Annotated in this window: 19 protein-coding genes; 8 read left to right on the top strand and 11 right to left on the bottom strand. The window is 40.2% G+C overall.

The features are described from left to right. Positions 1-314 precede the first annotated feature (314 nt). Genes pilB through coaE form a run of 4 tightly spaced genes read left to right on the top strand, consistent with a single transcriptional unit; the run spans position 315 to position 4,745 of the window. Positions 315-2,027, top strand: coding sequence for a type IV-A pilus assembly ATPase PilB (gene pilB, locus DK207_RS00680; protein WP_109439544.1), 1,713 nt, complete (start codon positions 315-317; stop codon positions 2,025-2,027). Between the two features lie 24 nt (positions 2,028-2,051). Beyond that, positions 2,052-3,278 (top strand): type II secretion system F family protein, encoded by a 1,227-nt coding sequence (locus DK207_RS00675; protein ID WP_109439543.1) that lies wholly within the window; start codon positions 2,052-2,054, stop codon positions 3,276-3,278. After that, the gene (locus DK207_RS00670) at positions 3,278-4,138 is read left to right on the top strand and encodes a prepilin peptidase (RefSeq protein ID WP_109439542.1); all 861 of its coding nucleotides are present in this window, start codon (positions 3,278-3,280) and stop codon (positions 4,136-4,138) included. The genes DK207_RS00675 and DK207_RS00670 overlap by 1 nt, the downstream gene beginning before the upstream one ends. Before the next feature lies 1 nt (position 4,139). Continuing rightward, positions 4,140-4,745, top strand: a complete 606-nt coding sequence (gene coaE / locus DK207_RS00665; RefSeq protein WP_109439541.1) for a dephospho-CoA kinase — start codon at positions 4,140-4,142, stop codon at positions 4,743-4,745. On the opposite strand, the gene DK207_RS00660 is transcribed toward coaE, so the two are convergent. The 3 genes from DK207_RS00660 to DK207_RS00645 form a co-directional block, all read right to left on the bottom strand. Further along, positions 4,742-5,653 (bottom strand): DMT family transporter, encoded by a 912-nt coding sequence (locus DK207_RS00660; protein WP_109439540.1) that lies wholly within the window; start codon positions 5,651-5,653, stop codon positions 4,742-4,744. The two genes, coaE and DK207_RS00660, sit on opposite strands and share 4 nt — an antisense overlap. A gap of 39 nt (positions 5,654-5,692) precedes the next feature. Then, complete coding sequence (gene rlmB / locus DK207_RS00650; RefSeq protein ID WP_004637678.1) at positions 5,693-6,439, bottom strand: 23S rRNA (guanosine(2251)-2'-O)-methyltransferase RlmB; 747 nt, start codon at positions 6,437-6,439, stop codon at positions 5,693-5,695. A gap of 169 nt (positions 6,440-6,608) precedes the next feature. Continuing rightward, complete coding sequence (locus tag DK207_RS00645) at positions 6,609-6,935, bottom strand: pyrimidine/purine nucleoside phosphorylase (protein WP_004637677.1); 327 nt, start codon at positions 6,933-6,935, stop codon at positions 6,609-6,611. 333 nt (positions 6,936-7,268) lie between these two features. On the opposite strand from DK207_RS00645, the gene recN reads away from it, so the two are divergent. The 3 genes from recN (at position 7,269) to ruvX (ending at position 10,035) form a co-directional block, all read left to right on the top strand. Next, positions 7,269-8,930 carry a DNA repair protein RecN gene (gene recN, locus DK207_RS00640; protein WP_109439538.1) on the top strand — a complete coding sequence of 554 codons (1,662 nt, stop codon included), beginning with the start codon at positions 7,269-7,271 and terminating at the stop codon, positions 8,928-8,930. Between the two features lie 114 nt (positions 8,931-9,044). After that, positions 9,045-9,599, top strand: coding sequence for a YqgE/AlgH family protein (locus DK207_RS00635; protein ID WP_109439537.1), 555 nt, complete (start codon positions 9,045-9,047; stop codon positions 9,597-9,599). After that, positions 9,592-10,035 carry a Holliday junction resolvase RuvX gene (ruvX, locus tag DK207_RS00630; protein WP_109439536.1) on the top strand — a complete coding sequence of 148 codons (444 nt, stop codon included), beginning with the start codon at positions 9,592-9,594 and terminating at the stop codon, positions 10,033-10,035. Before DK207_RS00635 ends, ruvX begins: the two co-directional genes overlap by 8 nt. 1 nt (position 10,036) lies before the next feature. Here the strand turns inward: ruvX and DK207_RS00625 are convergent, their stop codons facing one another. From DK207_RS00625 to DK207_RS00615, 3 genes are all read right to left on the bottom strand, one after another. Continuing rightward, positions 10,037-11,038, bottom strand: coding sequence for an HlyD family secretion protein (locus tag DK207_RS00625; protein WP_109439535.1), 1,002 nt, complete (start codon positions 11,036-11,038; stop codon positions 10,037-10,039). A 66-nt stretch (positions 11,039-11,104) separates the two neighbouring features. Then, complete coding sequence (locus DK207_RS00620) at positions 11,105-11,311, bottom strand: DUF1656 domain-containing protein (RefSeq protein ID WP_109439534.1); 207 nt, start codon at positions 11,309-11,311, stop codon at positions 11,105-11,107. Then, positions 11,304-13,397 carry an FUSC family protein gene (locus tag DK207_RS00615; protein ID WP_109439533.1) on the bottom strand — a complete coding sequence of 698 codons (2,094 nt, stop codon included), beginning with the start codon at positions 13,395-13,397 and terminating at the stop codon, positions 11,304-11,306. The genes DK207_RS00620 and DK207_RS00615 overlap by 8 nt, the downstream gene beginning before the upstream one ends. A gap of 434 nt (positions 13,398-13,831) precedes the next feature. On the opposite strand from DK207_RS00615, the gene DK207_RS00610 reads away from it, so the two are divergent. Next, complete coding sequence (locus DK207_RS00610; protein ID WP_109439532.1) at positions 13,832-14,599, top strand: IclR family transcriptional regulator; 768 nt, start codon at positions 13,832-13,834, stop codon at positions 14,597-14,599. A 238-nt stretch (positions 14,600-14,837) separates the two neighbouring features. On the opposite strand, the gene pgsA is transcribed toward DK207_RS00610, so the two are convergent. The 5 genes from pgsA to DK207_RS00585 all read right to left on the bottom strand — a co-directional run bounded on the left by pgsA (position 14,838) and on the right by DK207_RS00585 (position 20,498). Beyond that, on the bottom strand, positions 14,838-15,422 hold the full coding sequence (pgsA, locus tag DK207_RS00605) for a CDP-diacylglycerol--glycerol-3-phosphate 3-phosphatidyltransferase (RefSeq protein ID WP_109439672.1): 585 nt from the start codon (positions 15,420-15,422) through the stop codon (positions 14,838-14,840). A gap of 105 nt (positions 15,423-15,527) precedes the next feature. Further along, entirely contained in the window at positions 15,528-16,325 is a 798-nt protein-coding gene (locus tag DK207_RS00600; RefSeq protein ID WP_109439531.1) for an acyl-CoA thioesterase, read from the bottom strand. 105 nt (positions 16,326-16,430) lie between these two features. After that, the gene (gene uvrC, locus DK207_RS00595) at positions 16,431-18,230 is read right to left on the bottom strand and encodes an excinuclease ABC subunit UvrC (RefSeq protein ID WP_109439530.1); all 1,800 of its coding nucleotides are present in this window, start codon (positions 18,228-18,230) and stop codon (positions 16,431-16,433) included. Between the two features lie 164 nt (positions 18,231-18,394). Then, positions 18,395-19,309 (bottom strand): lipid A hydroxylase LpxO, encoded by a 915-nt coding sequence (gene lpxO / locus DK207_RS00590; protein ID WP_109439529.1) that lies wholly within the window; start codon positions 19,307-19,309, stop codon positions 18,395-18,397. Between the two features lie 172 nt (positions 19,310-19,481). Beyond that, on the bottom strand, positions 19,482-20,498 hold the full coding sequence (locus tag DK207_RS00585) for a hypothetical protein (protein ID WP_109439528.1): 1,017 nt from the start codon (positions 20,496-20,498) through the stop codon (positions 19,482-19,484). Positions 20,499-20,949 lie beyond the last annotated feature (451 nt).

Here is a 20,949-nt window from a genome sequence, read left to right as displayed (position 1 = left end):
AAATTCAGTTTTTTTCTATTGTTTAAATTTAAATCAGAGCAAAATCCCCTTTCCACCTAACAAAAGGAGCCGATTCATTAAACACATTTCTAATGGCGAATCTCAGAGATAACACGCAATTTTTAGGTTTGGCTTTTTTATCGTGTTGTGAGTAACGCAACAATAAAGAAAATTAATTGACAAAAAACTCGATCAGTTCAAAGTTTTAGCAATGAATCAAGTCAAAAACGACACTTTCTCTAGTAGTATTTTTGCATAACAAAAGTATAATTTTTAAGATACATATTATAAACATTTTGATATAAGGCGGACAGATGTCAGGATTACATACGTCTCCAAAATTTTCGGGGTTTATTCGACGGTTGGTCGAAGATGGTCATATGTCTGCATCGACAATGCAAACTGCAATCGATACGGCAAAAAAAACACAACAAGATATTGTTGGATATTTAATTGAACATCATCGTATCTCGCAATTGATAATTGCAGAGTCGATCTCAGCTGAGTTCGGCGAACCTATTTTTGATTTAGCCGTATTCGATACTGCATTATTGCCTCGTGAGCTGGCTGACAGCAAATTAATTCAAAAGCATCGGGTGGCTCCCCTCATCCAACGAGGGCAGATCCTTTATGTCGCGACGAGCAATCCTACCAATATTGACGCGCTTGATGCGATTCGCTTTAACACCAAGCTCAATATTGAACCGATTATCGTTGAACACAGTAAACTTGAAAAACTGATCGAACAGCAGTTTGGCGATACCGAGAGCTTTGACTTTGGTGATAATGAAGATTTTGATCTGGATCTGGATGTAACGCCAGAGACTCAACAAAGTGATGATGAAACGCCACAGGGTGAAGAAGCACCAATTGTAAAATATATCAATAAGTTATTAATTGATGCCATTCGCATGGGCGCTTCCGACTTACATTTTGAACCTTATGAAAAGATGTATCGGGTTCGCTATCGCGTAGACGGGGTCTTACGGCAAATCGCCAATCCTCCTTTACAGCTTGCAACGCGACTTGCTTCCCGCTTAAAAGTCATGTCACAAATGGACATTTCAGAAAAACGGATGCCTCAAGATGGCCGTATCAAGCTCAAACTCTCTAAAACCAAAGCGATTGACTTTCGTGTCAACTCACTGCCTACCCTATTTGGCGAAAAGCTGGTACTCCGTATTCTTGATCCATCGAGTGCCATGCTCGGAATTGAAGCCTTAGGCTATGAAGAAGAACAAAAGGCATTATTCCTAGAGGCATTGGATAAACCTCAAGGTATGCTTTTAATTACTGGTCCAACGGGTTCTGGTAAAACCGTATCGCTCTATACAGGTCTCAACATTCTCAATACCGAAGATACCAATATTTCTACCGCCGAAGATCCTGTGGAAATTAACTTAGAAGGGATTAATCAGGTTAACGTCAATACCAAAACTGGACTAACTTTCTCTGCTGCACTTAAAGCATTCTTACGACAAGATCCAGACATTATCATGGTGGGTGAGATTCGTGACCTAGAGACTGCTGAAATTGCCATTAAGGCAGCACAAACAGGTCACATGGTAATGTCCACGCTCCATACCAATAGCGCACCTGAAACCCTGACACGTCTACGCAATATGGGGGTTCCCTCTTTCAATATCGCTACTTCGGTCAATCTTGTGATTGCACAACGCTTAGCCCGTCGTTTATGCTCGCATTGCAAAGCACCTATAGAGATCCCCAAACAAAGTCTTTTAGAGCTTGGCTTCACTGAACAAGACTTGGCAGATCCAGAGTTGCAAATTTTCCAACCTGTGGGATGTTCAGAATGCCGTGAAGGCTACAAAGGTCGTGTCGGTATTTATGAAGTAATGAAAGTCACGCCTGAAATCTCTAAGATTATTATGGAGGATGGCAATGCTTTACAAATCGCATCAGCATCAGAAAAGGCAGGATTTAATAATTTAAGACGCTCAGGTTTAAAAAAGGTGATGCAAGGCATTACCTCATTGCAAGAAATTAACCGCGTCACAAGTGAATAAAATTAATAAAAAGGATTATCAATCATGGCAGCTAAAAAAGCGCAAATGATGCCTACTTTTGCTTACGAAGGGGTAGACCGCAAAGGGGCAAAAATTAAAGGGGAATTACCAGCACGTAATATGGCTTTAGCCAAAGTCACATTACGCAAACAAGGGGTAACCATTAAGAATATTCGAGAGAAACGTAAAAATATTCTCGAAGGCTTAATGAAAAAGAAAGTTTCGACTCTTGATATCACGGTATTTACACGCCAATTGGCAACCATGATGAAAGCAGGGGTCCCACTGGTACAAGGTTTTGAGATCGTAGCCGAAGGTTTAGAGAATCCGTCCATGCGCGAAGTGGTGCTTGGACTCAAAGGCGAAGTTGAAGGCGGTAATACCTTTGCAGGCGCATTACGGAAATATCCGCAATACTTTGATAATTTATTCTGTTCTTTAGTTGAATCTGGTGAACAATCAGGGGCATTGGAAACGATGCTTGATCGTGTCGCAATCTATAAAGAGAAAAGTGAATTACTCAAACAAAAAATCAAAAAAGCCATGAAATATCCTGCGACAGTGATTGTAGTTGCAGTGATTGTCACGATTATTTTGATGGTTAAGGTGGTTCCTGTCTTCCAAGATCTATTTAGCTCATTTGGTGCAGACTTACCTGCCTTTACCAAAATGGTCGTGAATATGTCTGTGTGGATGCAAGAATATTGGTTTATTTTGATTATTGTTATCGGTGCGATTATTGCCTGTTTTCTTGAGGCAAAAAAACGCAGTAAAAAATTCCGCGACACCCTTGATAAACTTGCATTGCGTTTGCCCATTTTTGGTGATTTGGTTTATAAAGCAATTATCGCGCGTTACAGTCGTACGCTTGCAACCACATTTGCAGCAGGTGTTCCTTTAATTGATGCACTCGAATCAACGGCTGGTGCAACCAATAACGTTGTTTACGAAGAGGCCGTGATGAAAATTCGCGAGGATGTTGCAACAGGACAACAACTGCAATTTGCTATGCGTGTTTCTAACCGTTTCCCATCCATGGCGATCCAGATGGTCGCGATTGGTGAAGAATCAGGGGCCTTAGATAGTATGCTCGATAAAGTTGCCACGCACTTCGAAAATGAGGTTGATAATGCGGTTGACGGCTTAACTGCAATGATGGAGCCTCTAATTATGGCAATTCTAGGGGTACTTGTAGGGGGACTTGTTATCGCGATGTACCTTCCAATCTTCCAAATGGGTTCTGTGGTCTAATGCAGCAATTCTTGACTTATTTTATCGAAAACCCAACTGCACTTTATCTTGCAGTTGGGCTTTTTAGTTTATGTATTGGTAGCTTCCTAAATGTTGTTATTTTTCGAACGCCAAGAATGATGGAACAGGAATGGCAATATGAGTGCCAAATGTTACTCCATCCAGAACAACCCATCATTGAAGAAGACAAACTGACTTTAAGCCAACCTGCATCGACTTGCCCTAAGTGTCACACGCCTATCCGATGGTATCAAAATATCCCTGTTATCAGTTGGTTAATACTCCGCGGTAAATGCGGTGCCTGTCAAAACCCAATTAGCATTCGTTATCCATTGATCGAATTATTGACCATGGGGTGTTCTCTAGTGGTCGTTGCTGTTTTTGGTCCTACCCTACAAATGCTATTTGGTTTAGTTCTCACTTGGGTGTTGATCACGCTTACTTTTATTGATTTTGATACCCAACTGCTCCCTGACCGTTTTACCCTTCCACTGGCAGCATTGGGTTTAGCCATCAATAGTTTTGCGATCTATACCACTGCGGACTCCGCAATTTGGGGCTATGTCATTGGCTTCCTTTGTCTTTGGATTGTTTATTATCTTTTTAAGATCTTTACAGGCAAAGAAGGTATGGGCTATGGTGATTTTAAGTTACTGGCAGCATTGGGGGCTTGGATGGGTCCAATGTTATTGCCTTTAATCGTATTACTTTCTTCTGTTGTTGGTGCAATTATTGGTATCATCTTATTGAAAATGCGGGGTGAAAATCAGCCCTTTGCTTTTGGCCCCTATATTGCAATTGCAGGCTGGATCGCATTTTTATGGGGTGATCAAATTATGAAAGTTTATTTAGGTGGTTAGCATGCAATTTATCTTGGGTCTTACAGGCGGTATTGGCAGTGGTAAATCAGCTGCTACACAATGGTTCGAGTCCCAAGGTATTACTGTCGTTGATACAGATGTCGTGGCGAGAGAAGTGGTTGAACCAGGTCAGAAAGCATTACAAGATATCCACCAAGCTTTCGGTGACTGGGTTTTACTTGAGGATGGTCACCTTAATCGACGTGCGCTTAGAGAGCATATTTTTAAATCTCCTGAAGCACGTCAAACCCTAGAACACATTACTCATCCGGCGATTCGTCAGTCCATTATCCAACAACTCCAGCATGCTGAAAGTCCTTATGTTATTTTAGTTTCACCCCTCTTATTTGAAACGAATCAACATGAATTGGTCCATCATACGTTACTGATTGATGCAGATGAACAAACGCAATTGCAACGCGCTAGCCAACGAGATGGACAAAACGAAGAACAAATTAGAAAAATTATTGCAGCGCAAATGCCAAGAAACCAAAAGCAACAACTGGCCAATGATATTGTGCTGAATGATGGTTTATTGGAACATTTGCATGAAAAACTTAAACCGTTACATCTTAATTATTTGCAACGTGCTGAAAAACACAACTAATTTTTATTTTGCTGGGAAAGTTGCTGACTTAAACTGTCTTGTCTCCGCCATCTCCAAGGCTGTAATGCACCAATTGCCATCCCGACTAGACCACACGCAACAGCAAGACTTAAAGGCTCATTTAACAACGGCACTGCAATCACAGCAGCAATAAAGGGTGCCAAAGTGACAATACTTCCTGTTTTAAATGCGCCTAAACGCTCAATTGCAGCAACATAGGTCAAGGTTGCAATAATGACGACTAATACGCCATGGAACAGTCCTTGTATAACTAAATGTAAGGGTTCTGCCTCGTGGAAATGCTTCGGAATAAATAAAAAATAAATTGGTAGATAAATCAATGCCGACCAAATCACTACACTCGCCGTAGAATGCCACGCCGACATTTTCCATTGTTTAAGAAGTACGGTAAAAATACCCCACCAGACTGCGCTTATGAACAAAAGTACATCCCCCACCCCGAATACGGTGGTTTGTTCATGCAACATCAAATAACTCATCAGCGCTAATGCACTCAACATGATGACTAAACTCACCCATGTATGTTTATCAAAGGGTTGCTTAAAGATGAGATAGGCCGCCACGGCGGTACAAAGAGGAATACAACCATTAAGGAAAATGGCAGCATGTGCTGCTGGTGCATGTAAAAAAGCAATATAGACCGTAAAACAATACGCCAACCCACCAATCAATGCCAAAATCACGGCACGAGGTTGCCATAAAAAAACCAAATCTTTTTTATAAATTAAGATTGGCATTAAAATCATCGATGCAATCGCAAAACGCATGGCCACTAAATCCCAGGCATTAATATGCCAATGGGCATTAAGACGAGAAAAAATAGTAAATCCGCCCCAAATGCACATCGTGATCAAGATAAATATGTAGCCTTGAGTTCGCGAGGTCATGTTAAATCACTTAATCTATGGCTGAGTAATGCATCAAGTTTACAGGTTGCGCTGACGACAAGCCTCATAGAGCGCCATGCCTGTCGCGACACTCACATTTAAACTCTGTAAATCACCTGACATTGGAATATAAACCGTTTGATCACATTGCGACTGCGTAATTGGTCTTAGACCGGTGTCTTCAGCCCCCATAACAATCACAACAGGTCCACTAAAGTCACATTGTTGAATCGGCAAAGCCTTTTCATCTAACATAGTACCAATCACACGAGTATGCGTGGTGTCTTTCAAATGCGCCAAAGTCCGCGCTAAATTGGTCACTTGGATAAATTTAACTTTTTCAGCACCGCCCGCAGCAACTTTTCGGGCGGTCGGTGTCAAACTGGCGGCACGATCTCGCGGCACGATTACAGCCTGTACACCCATCGCCGCCGCTGTACGGATACAAGCTCCCAAATTATGTGGATCCGTCACTTGATCTAGAGCTAACAATAAAGCATTTGGTGATTGTTGCATCAGCTGATCAAGATCTTTTTCGTTTAAAGTCGGATGTGGACGCACGGCTGCAACAACACCCTGATGGAAGGGCTGACCTGCCAATTTTTCTAGACTGTCACGACTCGCCTTTTGCACGCTGATACCAAATGGTTCAGCCAACTGCAAAATCTTTTGTAAGCGTTGATCATCACGACCTTTTAAGGTAAATAAAGTCAAAACGCGTTCAGGCTCCAACTCTAACAACGTCTCAACTGAGTGAACGCCATAATAATATTCAGGTTTAGCCATGAACAACCTCTTTAACTTAAGGGGAATTTAGAAAAAATTAAAAATCCTGCAAAGTAACTTTACAGGTGAGGAGCGAATAGCTCTGCAAGGGAATTTAATAAAAAAATCCTGTAAATGACTTTACAGGATTCTCTTTAGATATAGTGTACTCGATTTAGGCTCAAATAGGTTAGCCCTCTAAATGGCAAACATAATCGAGTACTTCATCTGCTTCGATATGAAACATGCTATTACCTGGTACATAGAAAGACTGTCCAGCGCGGAATAATTCACTTTCAGCACTATCCGCAATCTTCACACGACACTCACCCGAAATAATTTCCATACGCTCAGGGACATGTGTTTCGAAAGTTAAAGGTTGTTCAGTGGGTAAAATCACACCTAACGTCTTTTTCGTTCCATCTTCAAACTGTACGGTATGACTAATACATGCTCCGCCAAAATATACATTTGATTTTTTAATGACCGTAACATGATCAAACTGCACTGAACTCATGCCTACTCTCCAAATAATGCAGCATTTATATTAGGTTATGATGGAGCTAGTTTAATTGTGCCAGCGTCACGAATCAATCCATTTTTATTGTGCTTTCTCAGCAATTTTCTAACGCATGATCTAAAATAAAAGGACAGCACAACGTCCTTGCTCAATAAATAAAATAAGAATATGGTTTTCAAATGATCAAGTCATTTATTTACAACAATATTCCATTAATCATGAATTCAAATAAATTCAGCCCTCTTTTATTTCAATCAAACAAGATACTCTTGTCGCCTCAGTAAAATTTCTCTATCTTTAAGCAAAAGATTTCGTGCATTGGATGCATTCATGCTGACCCATTTAACTTTAATTAATTTTGCACTGGCTGATCACTTGGCTTTAGATATTGAACAAGGCTTCAATGTCTTAACAGGTGAGACAGGTGCTGGCAAGTCATTATTGTTAGATGCATTGTCTGCATGCTTGGGGGAACGCACCGATACCAATTATGTCCGCTACGGCGCAGACAAAGCAGATGTCACTGCCGTATTTAGTTATCAACCCAATAGTGCTGAAGCACAATGGTTGGCTGAGCATGAATTAGAAGAAGATACGGGAGAAATTCATTTAAGACGTGTTGTTTTTGCCACGGGACGAAGTAAAGCTTGGATCAATGGTCGACCTAGCAGTTTAGCTGAACTTAAGGAAATTGGACGCTTACTGGTTCAACTTTATAGTCAGCATAGTCAACAACAGTTACTCGAACCACCCTATCCTAAACATTGGTTAGATCGCTACAATAACTTCGCAGAACCTGCTCAGGCAGTACGTGATGCCTATACAACATGGCAAAATAATATTCGCCAACATCAAGCCGCATTAGATGCTCAAGCTACCCGTCTCCAAAAAATTCAAAGCCTAGAATTACAAATTGAGGAACTTGAAGAAGTCATTCAGACCGATTATCGTGAAACTGAACAAGAGTTTGATCGTCTAAGTCATCACGAACATATCATGCAAGACTGTGGGTATAGCTTAAATGTCTTAGATGAGGCAGAGCAAAATATTACCCAAGAAATTGCCTCGATTATTCGTCGTTTAGAATCTCATGCGGGACGTAGTGAGCATCTCTCAGATATTTATAATTCATTATTAAATGCTCAAAGTGAAATTGATGATGCAACTGCAAGTCTACGTCAATTCATTGACCGTCAAAGTTTTGACCCTGAGCGCATGGAGCAGCTGAATTCGACCTTAGAAGTATTCCATCGTTTGGCACGAAAATACCGTACTCAGCCTGAATTATTAAAACAAGAATATGAGACGTGGCAACAGGAACTAGAACAACTACATCAGCTTGAAGATCCTGAAACTTTGGCTGAACAAGTCGAATTGTCTTATCAAGCATTTTTGCAAAAAGCCGAATACCTAGATCAAATTCGTCGTGAAGCCGCTATTCCTTTAGCTAAACAGCTGACTGAACAGGTAAAACCACTTGCGCTACCAGAAGCACATTTTGAGTTCAAATTTGAACCGATGGAACAAGCCAATGCCGAAGGGTTTAGCTCGATTCAACTCCTCTTTACCGCAAATAAAGGGATTCCACCCCAACCGCTGGCACGCGTTGCATCAGGTGGTGAGTTATCCCGTATTGCCTTAGTCATGCAAGTGATGAATGCAGAGAAAACCGAAGCTGAGGTATTAGTTTTTGATGAAATCGATGTGGGGATTAGTGGTGGAACAGCTGAAGTTGTTGGCCGTTTACTGGCGGATTTAGCACAACATGTCCAATTACTTTGTATTACGCATCAAGCCCAAGTAGCCGCACAATCTGATCAGCATTTACTTGTGAAAAAACAACAAACTGATCCTGCGAGCAGTACCATCATTGAACTGGATGAAGAACACCGTATTTTAGAGCTTGCCCGTATGTCTGGTGGTGTAGAGATCAGTGAGACAACTCTGCAACACGCCAAGCAATTACGTCAACTCAAATTCCAGTCAACCTGAACTTTGCGACAAAATATCAGAAAATGATTGGCGAAATCCGATTAACTCTTGTATGTTGATAAAAAGAACCTATATACATAGATTAACTCAATCTTTTGATGGAGAACCGCCTAGGTGACGAAACAATATTTAACACATCGTTGTCTCATAGCTCCACCAGACATGGCTGATGAATTCTTTGCAAATACGGTCATCTATGTTGCACGCCATGATGAAGACGGTGCACAAGGCATCATTATCAATCGCCCATCCGAATTACAAATCAAAGAATTACTCAATGATTTAGAAATTGATGCAGATAATGTACAACCCCATGCTGTGTTGCAAGGTGGTCCATTGCGTCCAGAAGCTGGCTTTGTATTACATACAGGGCAACCGACATGGCACTCATCGATTGCTGTCGGTGAAAATGTATGTATTACCACCAGCAAAGATATTTTAGATGCGATTGCACACAATGAAGGCGTTGGCCGTTATCAAATCGCGCTGGGCTATGCAAGTTGGACTAAAAATCAACTTGAAGAAGAAATGGCGCGCGGAGATTGGCTGATTTGTGATTCTGATATGGATTTGATTTTTAATCTACCTTATGACGATCGATGGGATGCAGCATACAAAAAAATCGGTGTAGACCGTACTTGGCTTGCCTCAGAGATTGGCCATGCCTGAGTTAAACCCTTCTCAATCCATTATGGCTTTTGATTTTGGCACACAAAAAATGGGGATGGCGATTGGTCAATCAAGTATTGAAAGTGCCAATCCACTCCCATTGTTCAGCATGAAAGATGGTATTCCTGACTGGAATCAACTGTTAAAGATCGTCAAAGAATGGCAGCCAAATCTGTTTATTGTGGGCTTACCCTTAAATATGGATGACAGTGAATCTGAACTGTCAGCCCGAGCTCGAAAGTTTGCAAGACGCTTACGCCATCAAACCAATATTACCACTTGGATGGTAGATGAACGCCTAACCACACGAGAAGCGCGAGAAGAACTCGAATTTTATCAAAGCAAAGGGCAAGCAAAGCGTTTATCAGCAGATAGCTTTGCCGCTGCACTATTGATTCAGAGCTGGTATCGTGACCCTACGGGAATTATCCCCTAAATTATTTCTCAATAATTCTGACCGTCGCAGTACGTCCTGACACAAAAGCCAATTGATTATGCGGCGGTTCATCCAAAACAATTTTCACAGGCACACGTTGCGCTAAACGCACCCAACTAAAAGTTGGGTTTACGTTTGCCAATAAATTAGAACTTCCCGAACGTTCGCGATCCTCAATCCCTGTAGCAATCCCCTGCACATGCCCATGAATCTTCTGCTGATCCCCCATTAACTGCACTGTAGCTTGGTCTCCAACATGAATCCGATTGAGTTTGGTTTCTTCAAAATATCCGACTACGTACAGTTGATGACGGTCCAACAGTGCCGCAACAGGTTGCCCAACTTTCACGTAATTACCGACTCTCAAGTCAAAGTTAGATAAAGTCCCATCCGCTGGTGCAACCACTTCTGAGCGCTGCAAATTCAATTGTGCTAAATGTAAATTACTTTGAGCAACTTCTATCAAAGCATGCTGTTGTTTGATCGCTGCATTGGCCTGCTCAATCGTTGCTGTCAATTGCTCACGTTCTGCGAGTGCCTGATCACGCGTAGCAAAGACTTGATCTTGTTCTTGTTTTGAGATCGCACCCTCCATCAAGCTCACATAACGTGCTGCATTCTTTTCTGCCAGCTTCATATTGGCCTCAGTTTTGACCAAACTTGCTTTTGCACCTGCCAGGTTCGCATGCGCCTGTGCCAATCCCGCATTGGCTTTGGCCAAATCAGATTTCGCCTGCTCAACATCTAAGGCTTGACGTGCCACATCGATGGTGAAAAGTACCTGCCCTTTCTTCACTGTCTGGTTATCTTGCACTAAAACCTCAGTAACCAAACCATTCACATCCGAAGCAACCTGAATCACGTCGCCACGGACACGTCCATCACGTGTCCAGGGCGATGCATTGTAATAATTCCACAAATGCACAACCGTATAGACAGCGATCAAAATCGCGAGAAGTAAAACCACGGGACGTATAACTTTTCGCACATCAAATGCATTCATGTTCATCACCTTTCGTACATATTCTTAACTGATTCAATTTTCAAAAATGAGCACTTGTGAAAGCCACTAAACCCACAACCAAACAAACAATCCATGTACGAATAACAATAGTCCCAAGTAAAAACACAGATTGAAAATGCTAGGCAATGCAATCCAACCTTTCGCTATTAAACGATCTGTGAGCAGACTAGAGAACTTAAATAACAGGTAGGCAATAATGGCTTGTACCAACAAAATCGGAATATAAATTCCATACAGATTTACTTCACCCATGAGATACACCTACACCATTTATCGTTGAGCACATCTCTTCAGCAGAGACATGTCCAATGCTGACACGAATATTGTTCAACGAAATCCGCATGCGTTGTCGTAATTGCTCATCATCGATTTCCGAGGCAATCATTTGGAGTTCCGTTATCTGCTGCAAAATTTCTGTTGGGAAATGATTCAATGACAACTGCTTTTCTTGGGTTTTAAAATAATCACTCAGTTGTTGTTGCAAGCGCTTCACTTGGTTTTGCAAAGTTTCAGACTGAGGCAACTTCTGACTAATTTCTTGTAATCGAACCAAATCAACAATTGAACTACTCTCAATCAAAGCATGTTGAATTGAGGTTTTAATCTCAAGGTTTTGTACCAGCTTGGTATTCAACACCCCCACACGGTCCAGCATACTGCGCAGATGGATTTTGAAGTTGCTCCCATACGGCATATTGATTGCTTGACGCATGGCTTGATAATGTAAAGCCAAAATACGTGTGGCACTGGTATCTGGAGAAACAGCCCTCACCAGATCAATCACAATCAATGAAACCAGTACCCCCAACACCATCGCAAAGGAACTGTCCAAATAAGACACAGCATCCATGGTGTATTGATTATGTAGATTCAAGCCCATCATGGTGTTGATACCCAACACCATCCCGACAGGCATCAACATTTGATTTGCCATCATACTCACAGCGACCAAAAACACAGGGAACAGAACCAGAGCCAATTGCCAAAAATGTGTTACATGTGGAAAAATCCCAAATGCATACAAAAAGACTAAAACTGCTGAAAACAAACTGCCCCAAATAAAAATTCGCAATACAGGCACCGGATTATCCAAGGCAGTCAAAATACATGCCGTGACTGCACCCATCTGTGCCATCATAAATCCAGCTTTCCAGCCTGAAATAATCCACGCGCCCGTTACGATAAAAGTAATTAATACGGCACTGATTCCCCCACGAACAGCGATACCATGATCACGATGTAAACTCGGATAGGTAGTACTTATCGCGGTAATTTCTGTTGGAATATCTTTTTTGCCTTGCTGAATTTGTTGCCAAATAAGTTTCACAGCCAGAATATTGGCAATAAAGTGGCGGATATCCATTTTTAAGGCCCCTAAAACCACTTGCTGTTCGGCTGTCGCCTTGGCGATTAACTCGGAGAAATCTTGTTCAAACCCTGTTGGCAGTGTTTGTAAATCCAATGGGATCAAATTTTTTTCTTGCTTTAAAAATAATAAAGTACGCTGTCGAATTTGATCTAGATGCGGTGCCAGTTCAGCCATTTGCATCTGCTCAAGCTGTTTCACACGTTGTGAAAGTGCCACGAGATTAGCAACCACCAAGGAAACCTGATGCAACATCTCCTGCAACGGTTTAGTCATCCCTTTGAGTTCACCTTTTTCATAATTCAAATGCACAGCAAGCGCATGAATATCTGAGGCATCTCGGGTAATCACTGATAAAATCTGAGTATAGTCTTGGGACGTTTCTTGAGTAGTTACCAAATTCTCAAACGTGCTTTCTAGATCATGTAGCGCCTTGTTTACTCTTTGTTTAATCATCGCCCCAACATGTACTGGAAAGAACGTTGCAGAGACAACAGCAGTTGCAATGACACCGATCGAAATCTCTAATACTCGCGCTAAAGCAATATCAAAAATATTGTAGCTATCAATATAAGTAATGGCGTTATATACAATCATCGCAGTTGAATATCCTGCCAACATAAACACATAGCTACGAGGTGTACGATCCAATAAAGAAACGTACAAAGCAAAGCCAACCCAAAGTGACAGAATAATCGTGAATAACCACGGTGTATTAATAAAATGAGGGGTTAAGATCAAAGCAATAATTGCTCCGACAACAGTACCCACCAACCGATAAACACATTTTGATGACACCATTCCTGAGTATGGATTAGCAATAATCAAAACGGTTCCAATCGACCACATCGGATTAATCAAATCCAGTTCAAATGAAACAAACAGTGCCAACATACCTGCCACAAAGGTTTTGCAGGCAAAAATGATGTCTAGTCGGCTAGGTCTAAAAGCCAACAACTGTTTAAGTAACATGTATATATCTCAATGCTAGGTCAGTTTTTGCTCATCAGATTGCTATCGGTATAAAACCAAGGGCAACAAATCCAACCTATTTTTGGATTAACCCAAAACAGTCGATGAACACTAAGCTGATTAATTTGAAATGAGGCACAATGTGGACAGCGTTATGGAAACTATTATTTAGAACAATAATTATCCAATTAAGACATTGCGTAGATAATTTTTCCAAAAAATGATAATTTAGTCAACATAATTATCATATTTTGATAATTTAATGTTATTTTAAAACATATTTTCATTGAGATGGCTTAGGTTTCTCAGAAAGCTAGAGATTTATTCAGATGAATTTATCAAATCTAAATGCCCATATGAGACTCAGCGCTTTTCTGTTATAAAACAATAAAATTTTGATTTTCACGTTCTTTTTAAGGAGTAGACACGTCATCATGGCAAGTTCGAGCTTTGGTAAGATTCTCACTGTGCTGGATTTATTTTCAGTCTCACGCCCGATTATCAATGTCGATATCATTTGTGATGAACTTGGACTGTCTAAACCAACTGCCTACCGTTACCTTAAAGAACTAGTTTCTGCTGATATGCTTAAACGCATTAGCGGGACATCAGGAGATTATACTTTAGGTTCCAAAATCGCTGTTTTAGACTATATTTCGCATAGCACTGATCCATTGGTTCAGATCAGTATTCCATTTATGCGTGATATCGTTGATAAAACCGAACTCTGCTGTTTACTCACCTATTTAAATCATGATTATTGTATTGATTTACATCATGAAACCTTCAAAGAAGCAGAACTACTCTCTTTTGGTCGAGGTTGTCCTCGTCCTGTTTATATCGGCGCGTCTCCTAAAATCGTGATTGCTCATTTGAGCAAGCAACGTATCCAAGCCTATTATCAACAATTCACGCAAGAGCTTTCTCAGGTGGGTTTTGCACAGAACCTGGATGAATTCTCTCAACAAATGCGAAGAATTAAGAAACAAGGCTTTTATTTATCACAAGGTGAGATTGACCCGATGGTTTGCGGGCTATCTGTACCTATTCGTTTTTCTAGCAAAGAAGCACCGATTGCACTTACTTTAGTCGCCTCTAAAAATCGCTTTGATTTTTTAAATATTCAAAAACTGATCGAAATTTTACAAAGTAATGCAGCTCAAATTGAACACAAATTTGCCTTAATTTCTGAAAATGGATAGAGCCATTTATGAGAATTTTTTTAAATTTTACATTTTCAAAGATTGAAAAAACATCAAAATTCTCATATTATGATTTTGTTCTTCAGCATACTCTCCCAATAGAGCATGTCTCCTCAGAGAACTAAGCTCATCAACAGATGGGCTTTTTTCTTCTTTTCATTTTTGCAAAAACCATACCCTATATATAAAAAAACCTTTCAGAAGAAAGGTTTAAGAAAATAGCTTAATGAGAAAAAGACTACGGTTGCTTTAAATACGGCCATGCAGCTTTCAAATAAATAAACATAGACCATAACGTTAAGATCACTGCCGCATATAACAAAGCATAAGCCCACATTTCTAAGGGTTGCCAGTTCAACAAAAACACACTGATCGCAATCATTTGGAATGCTGTTTTGTATTTTCCGACTGTAGAAACTGCAACATTGGTTCGCGCCCCGAGCTCAGCCATCCATTCACGTAAAGCAGAAACAGTGATCTCACGCGAAATAATCACAATCGCTGCAAATGCCATTGAAATGGTAGGTTGCCATTGCACAAGTACAATTAAAGCTGCCGCGACCATTAACTTATCTGCGACGGGATCGAGAAAACGTCCAAAAGCAGAAGTCTGGTTCAATGTTCGTGCCAAATAGCCATCAAACCAATCTGTCAGTGCGGCAAGGACGAAGATTGCTGTCAATATGATATGACGTATCATTCCACCATGGTGTTCAGCGCCAATCGCTGGTGGCCAATATGCGATTACCAAAAAAACAGGTATGAGAGCAATACGCGCCAAAGTTAATATATTTGGAATGTTCAGGATTCGCCCTGTACTCATAAACACCGCCATGTTGTTCGCATCAAATTTGCATATTGCGCAAAGGATGTACCGAGATTGTTTCGATCTGTAAGCAACTTTATACGAAATACCGACTAATGTCGATTAGGCAAACACAGCAACCGTCTGTCTTAAAATCGCAATAAGTCGATGGTCACGGTCCCAAACATAAGCATATTCAGTAGCATAACCATGTTCAGCATACTCCGTAGTTACCTTATACTTAAACCAATCCTGAATATTATGAGCAATTGGATGGATATAAGTAATCTGCCAAGTCAATGAACTGGCTGGAGCGGGTGTTTTAAACATGGGTAGAACACCTGGTGGCCATACATCCATTAATGCAAATAAGTCTGCAAGCTGCATTTCACGATCAGTATGCAGGTTTGGTGCAAAACGACACCAACCGCCGAAATCAGGCACTTTACTCCCCGCCATCGGATATTGACCTTCAGCCCAACATAATTCAAATTGCTGCATACATTCAGGCATTAAGCCTTCAATATAATATGTTTTATCGAGCGCTTCAGGTGATGGATAATCGGGTTCTTGCGGCAGATGACTAACATGAATTCGAGATGCTCGTTGCAATCCAAAACTAGCAACCAAAATACTTTGCACTGCATCATTTTGCCACAAACGAACTTCCAAGCTCGTTACCGATTTTCCTTCACGTAGTATTTCAGCGGTAAGCCTTGCAGATCCATGTTGTACAGGCCCAATAAAGGTGACATTACAGCTTAGAAGTTGTTTTGCAGAATCATTGACCGTCTCCATTGCTTTTTGGATCATCAGTCCTGCGATGAGTCCTCCAAATACGGTTCGACCTTGTAACCATCCTGATGGAATATCAATCCATTCTTGTTGTTTAACTTGTTGATACAGCGGAAGCAATGACATCATTTTTCCTTTTATCTTCGATCCATTCTATCTTTGAATGTTTTTCGAGATTTGTGAATGGTCATTGACCAATTAATCATTAAAAAATTTGGTCAATTGGTCAAATTATTCATGCAAAATTTTATAGATGATCCTTGCCATGACTTCACCCAAGCCGGGTACCAGAGTCAATTCTTTTTCAGATGCATTGAGTACGCCTTGAATACCACCAAAATGTGTCAATAAATCTCGACGGCGTTTTGGTCCCAAACCAGGAATAGCTTCTAGCACTGAACTACTGCGGCGTTTATCACGTTTTGCACGATGTCGAGTAATGGCGAAACGATGCGCTTCATCTCGTACCTGTTGGATTAAGTGCAAAGCCTTGTGGTCTTCGGCAAGTTGAATCTTGGTGCCATCCGTGAAATGTAAAGTCTCTAACCCAGGCTTACGCCCCTCACCTTTAGAAACACCAATCATAAAAGCATCCAGTTCAAGCTCTTGCATGACCTCCATTGCCATATGTAGTTGCCCTTTGCCACCATCAATCAAGAGTAAATCAGGCAACATATTCTTTTTATAACGTCGAATCAGGGCTTGCCGCATCGCTGCATAGTCATCCCCACCCGTAATATCCTGAATGGCAAATTGACGATAATCGCGTTTTCTTGCGCCACCTTGATCAAAGACCACACATGAAGCAATTGGTGCTTCACCCATGGTATGACTAATATCAAAACATTCGATACGATCAATTGGACGACCAACCACTTGCTCTAATTGATGGAAACGCTCATTCAACTCTAAATGATTACTCAGTTTACCTTTAATAGCATGCTGCACATTCATTTGGGCGAGTTCTTGCCATTCAGCTCGCGTTTCACGCACCTTATGTTTAATCTGAATTTTTTTCTTAAAAGTCTGTTGTAAGGCCTCTTCTAATTGTTTTTTATCAGGTACTTCTAGATTAACAATCAATTCGACTGGGATTTCATCAGCAACTTGAAAGTAAAAGTTCGCAATAAAATCACTCAGCATTTGCCCTAGATCGTCACCTAACATATCTGGGAAATAACTTTTTCCACCCAACATCTGACCATTACGCACAAACATGATCTGGACACAAGTAACACCAGCTTGATGTGCGATGGCTAAAATATCCGCCTCACCCTTAATTTTATAAACTGCCTGCTGAGCCTGAACCTCACGCAGTAAAGCCAGACGATCCCGATAGAATACCGCCTTTTCAAATTCGAGCGCTTCTGCCGCCTGTTCCATTTTTCCAATCAACTCTTGATTCAGTTCTTTGGTATCTCCTTGGAGAAAACGGATCGAATTAATTACATCTTCTTTATAGTCTTCTGGACTAATTAAACCCACACAAGGCGCGGTGCATCGCTTAATCTGATACTGTAAACAAGGGCGTTTACGTTGGGAAAAGTAGCTATTTTCACACTGACGAACATTAAATAATTTTTGTAAGGTCAGGAGAGTATCTCTTGCACTATAAGCGCTTGGATAAGGTCCAAAGAATTTACCAACTTGATGTTTGCCTTTACCCCGCCCACTGGCAATCCTTGGGTAAGGTTTATCTGCCGAAACGAAAATATAAACGTAAGATTTATCGTCCCGCAACATGATGTTATACGGGGGACGATGCAATTTAATCAGGTTCTGTTCGAGTAATAGTGCTTCGGTTTCGGAACGAACCACTAAAGTTTCGATGTCATAAATGCGCGCAACCAAGGCTTGAGTTTTTGGATGCTCAATGGTTTTAACAAAATAACTCGATACTCGGTTTTTTAGATTTTTCGCTTTACCGACGTAGAGCAACTCCCCATCTTTGCCCAGCATTTTATAAACGCCCGGCAATTGGGTCATATGAGCAAGTATTTTTTCAATATGTTCACGTGCGTTTGGATTCACGGCAGACTTTTATGATCAGTAATGCTTTTGATGATGTAGGCTGTATTGATGAATTTCAAGTCCCGATTGAAATGTAATTTGAGCAATAAAAAAAGCCCTGAGAAATTGATTAGATCTCAGAGCTGAATACAAAAAATTTTAGTGATAATTTATCTGATTATGATTTAAAACACATAGGGACGAACAAAGATGAGGAAGAACAAGCCTAACATGATGAACCACTTCAAAAAGTAGTACAACTGACGATTAGATTTCTTCAGTGCTTTGGCTTTAATCCGAATTTGGTAAACATAACCAAAAGCTTTATTTAAACCACCTGTTTGATCTCCAGCTTCATTTGGAGAACTTGCTGCAGTCATTACTTTTTTGCCAAACCAATGATTAAACTTTTCCATAAAACGAGTTTTAAGTGGACGTTCAACATCTGCGAAAAAGATAATACGGTTTTGGTCCGTGGTATTTTCAGCATAATGAATATAAGTTTCATCAAATACTACACTTTCACCATCGCGCCATGAGTAACGCTCACCATCCACATCAATAAAGCAACGATCATCATTTGGTGTGATTAAACCTAAATGATAACGTAGCGAACCTGCATAAGGATCACGATGTCGCACCAAACGGCTATCAGGCGCAAGCTCGGTAAACATTGCGGCTTTGATGGTTGGTAAAGTCTTTAATAATGCAGTTGTTTTCGGACAAAGTTCCGCTGCCGATGGATGCGCCGAGTCATACCATTTCAAGTAGAAACGTTTCCAACCTGTTTTAAAGAAGGAATTAAAACCCAAGTCATCATAGGTACTGGACGCTTTAATGCCACCTTTGTCATATAATGCTTTCGCTTCATCACGAATCATTTCCCAGTTTTCATCCAGAACCTTTAGGTCCTGAAAATGCTGGGTGTCGATATACGGCTGATTCGGCACTTTGGAAAACATGTACATTAAAAAATTGATTGGCGCGAGAATCGTAGAATGGTCAAAAAACTGACGATAAAACGAATGTTTTACTTTCCCGCGACGCTGAATATACAACGCAGAAATGATAAAAATCGCTAATATGATCCACTTAATCATATAGTTACTCACTTTTGGATACTAATTAAAATATCGCAATAGAATTTTAGACTTTAGAAGTGAGGTGATATTAGCAAATTCAAAAAAAAAAATCAGATCAAGTTAATATTACAACCATGGATATCTCAAATCCTTAAACTTGGGATATCCATATACTTCCTATATTTTAATTTTACTTATAAGGCTGCCAATCTAAAGACGGTAAAGTATAAAGCGCTTCTGCTGCTTTTTCATTATACACATAACAACCTGACTTTAATTGAGCAATCTTCAATTTTGCTCCACGGATCTGTTCCGTTTCTTTCACATTTTTTAAATAGGTTTCCCAATGCTCAATTTCTTTCTTCGCAGTCCATTCAATACTACTGGTATAATCAGCTGCATACGTTTGACCTTGGTATTCAACAGCTACACTCTCATTAGCTGAAAAGCCTAAACTTGTGCTGTAAATGGTTGTCCAAGGTACATCTTGCCATTTCCCGTTAGCGGCTCTATACGTAAAATCAAATAGATTATTTTCATTGAGCCCCAATAGGTACCATTCATTCTCTAGATTAAAATCTGCAAAACTCTGTTCAATCATCGTTTTTTGATTGAAAGCAAACGTATCTTGATTCGTTTTTCTCGATACCAAACGATAGCATGCGCTTCCAGCAGGAAATACCTTATTGCCATGTACATTTAAGAATATCTCAGCATTCCCCAAAGCAAACTCATCAAAGCCTAAAGTTCGGTAATTAGGTAATACGGTATCGAACATATTTTTGTTTGTGAGATCAACACGCTCAAGTTTCCAATCTTCTTTGACATCTCCAATGACATCATATGTCCAATCGGTCATCGAACGAATATTCATCACCTTAGTTGCGATATCAGTCGGTAAATAAAGCTTTTTCTCGGTTAATAAATAGTTATTTAATGGTTGATTTGATGCAGGGTCCTTGACTTGTTTATTAAAAATTTCAAATGCGCCAAAAGATAAAGTATCACCAATTTCAACACTGATGTCATCATCTTCATATAAGGAAACTTCATGATCCATAAAATAATAACGTGTACCATTGGCAGTAGAGTCCTGCGCCCCATTACTACCTGTTGAACTATTATTACCTGAACTACCACCACCACCTCCACACGCACTTAGCATGAATGGAAGCATTGCCAGAACAACAAGTTTATTTTTTAACATAATATTACTTTCTTGAACATTTTTATAACATAAATATTATCTATAGATAAAAAATTAGACAATACTTTCTGTCCAACAATTCACAAAAAAACTTATTTTTTTATTACAAAGTCAAAAAAATTAACTACTCAATCCGTCTTTATCCTTTATCTAAAAAACCTCATTTTAAAGCCAATACATACCCTTCTCATCATGATTTCCCTTATAAGAAATATACAGTAGCTTTATCTTTTTAATGGGTTTTTCACAGCTACGCCATTAAAATCCACAATAAAACTATGACACCGATATTTCTGCATAAAAATTTGATGACCACTGCGTCACGGCTTGATACAACTTTGTTATGCCCTTTTTAGATATAGTTATCGTAAGATTACCGAAGCATTTTTGCGACCTAACAGGCGCATAAGCTTTTTGACATCAACTTAGAATCCTCCACAACAAGGAGATC

The sequence above is a fragment of the Acinetobacter haemolyticus genome (assembly GCF_900406815.1).
GTDB lineage: Bacteria > Pseudomonadota > Gammaproteobacteria > Pseudomonadales > Moraxellaceae > Acinetobacter > Acinetobacter haemolyticus_A.
This window is presented reverse-complemented; position numbering and strand designations above follow the sequence as displayed.

What these genes read in the sequence shown, in the direction of transcription:
- pilB (WP_109439544.1), top strand. Translation starts at nt 315, where the DNA reads ATGTCAGGATTACATACGTCTCCAAAATTTTCGGGGTTTATTCGACGG.
- DK207_RS00675 (WP_109439543.1), top strand. Translation starts at nt 2,052, where the DNA reads ATGGCAGCTAAAAAAGCGCAAATGATGCCTACTTTTGCTTACGAAGGG.
- DK207_RS00670 (WP_109439542.1), top strand. Translation starts at nt 3,278, where the DNA reads ATGCAGCAATTCTTGACTTATTTTATCGAAAACCCAACTGCACTTTAT.
- coaE (WP_109439541.1), top strand. Translation starts at nt 4,140, where the DNA reads ATGCAATTTATCTTGGGTCTTACAGGCGGTATTGGCAGTGGTAAATCA.
- DK207_RS00660 (WP_109439540.1), bottom strand. Translation starts at nt 5,653, where the DNA reads ATGACCTCGCGAACTCAAGGCTACATATTTATCTTGATCACGATGTGC.
- rlmB (WP_004637678.1), bottom strand. Translation starts at nt 6,439, where the DNA reads ATGGCTAAACCTGAATATTATTATGGCGTTCACTCAGTTGAGACGTTG.
- DK207_RS00645 (WP_004637677.1), bottom strand. Translation starts at nt 6,935, where the DNA reads ATGAGTTCAGTGCAGTTTGATCATGTTACGGTCATTAAAAAATCAAAT.
- recN (WP_109439538.1), top strand. Translation starts at nt 7,269, where the DNA reads ATGCTGACCCATTTAACTTTAATTAATTTTGCACTGGCTGATCACTTG.
- ruvX (WP_109439536.1), top strand. Translation starts at nt 9,592, where the DNA reads ATGCCTGAGTTAAACCCTTCTCAATCCATTATGGCTTTTGATTTTGGC.
- DK207_RS00625 (WP_109439535.1), bottom strand. Translation starts at nt 11,038, where the DNA reads ATGAATGCATTTGATGTGCGAAAAGTTATACGTCCCGTGGTTTTACTT.
- DK207_RS00620 (WP_109439534.1), bottom strand. Translation starts at nt 11,311, where the DNA reads ATGGGTGAAGTAAATCTGTATGGAATTTATATTCCGATTTTGTTGGTA.
- DK207_RS00615 (WP_109439533.1), bottom strand. Translation starts at nt 13,397, where the DNA reads ATGTTACTTAAACAGTTGTTGGCTTTTAGACCTAGCCGACTAGACATC.
- DK207_RS00610 (WP_109439532.1), top strand. Translation starts at nt 13,832, where the DNA reads ATGGCAAGTTCGAGCTTTGGTAAGATTCTCACTGTGCTGGATTTATTT.
- pgsA (WP_109439672.1), bottom strand. Translation starts at nt 15,422, where the DNA reads ATGAGTACAGGGCGAATCCTGAACATTCCAAATATATTAACTTTGGCG.
- DK207_RS00600 (WP_109439531.1), bottom strand. Translation starts at nt 16,325, where the DNA reads ATGTCATTGCTTCCGCTGTATCAACAAGTTAAACAACAAGAATGGATT.
- lpxO (WP_109439529.1), bottom strand. Translation starts at nt 19,309, where the DNA reads ATGATTAAGTGGATCATATTAGCGATTTTTATCATTTCTGCGTTGTAT.
- DK207_RS00585 (WP_109439528.1), bottom strand. Translation starts at nt 20,498, where the DNA reads ATGTTAAAAAATAAACTTGTTGTTCTGGCAATGCTTCCATTCATGCTA.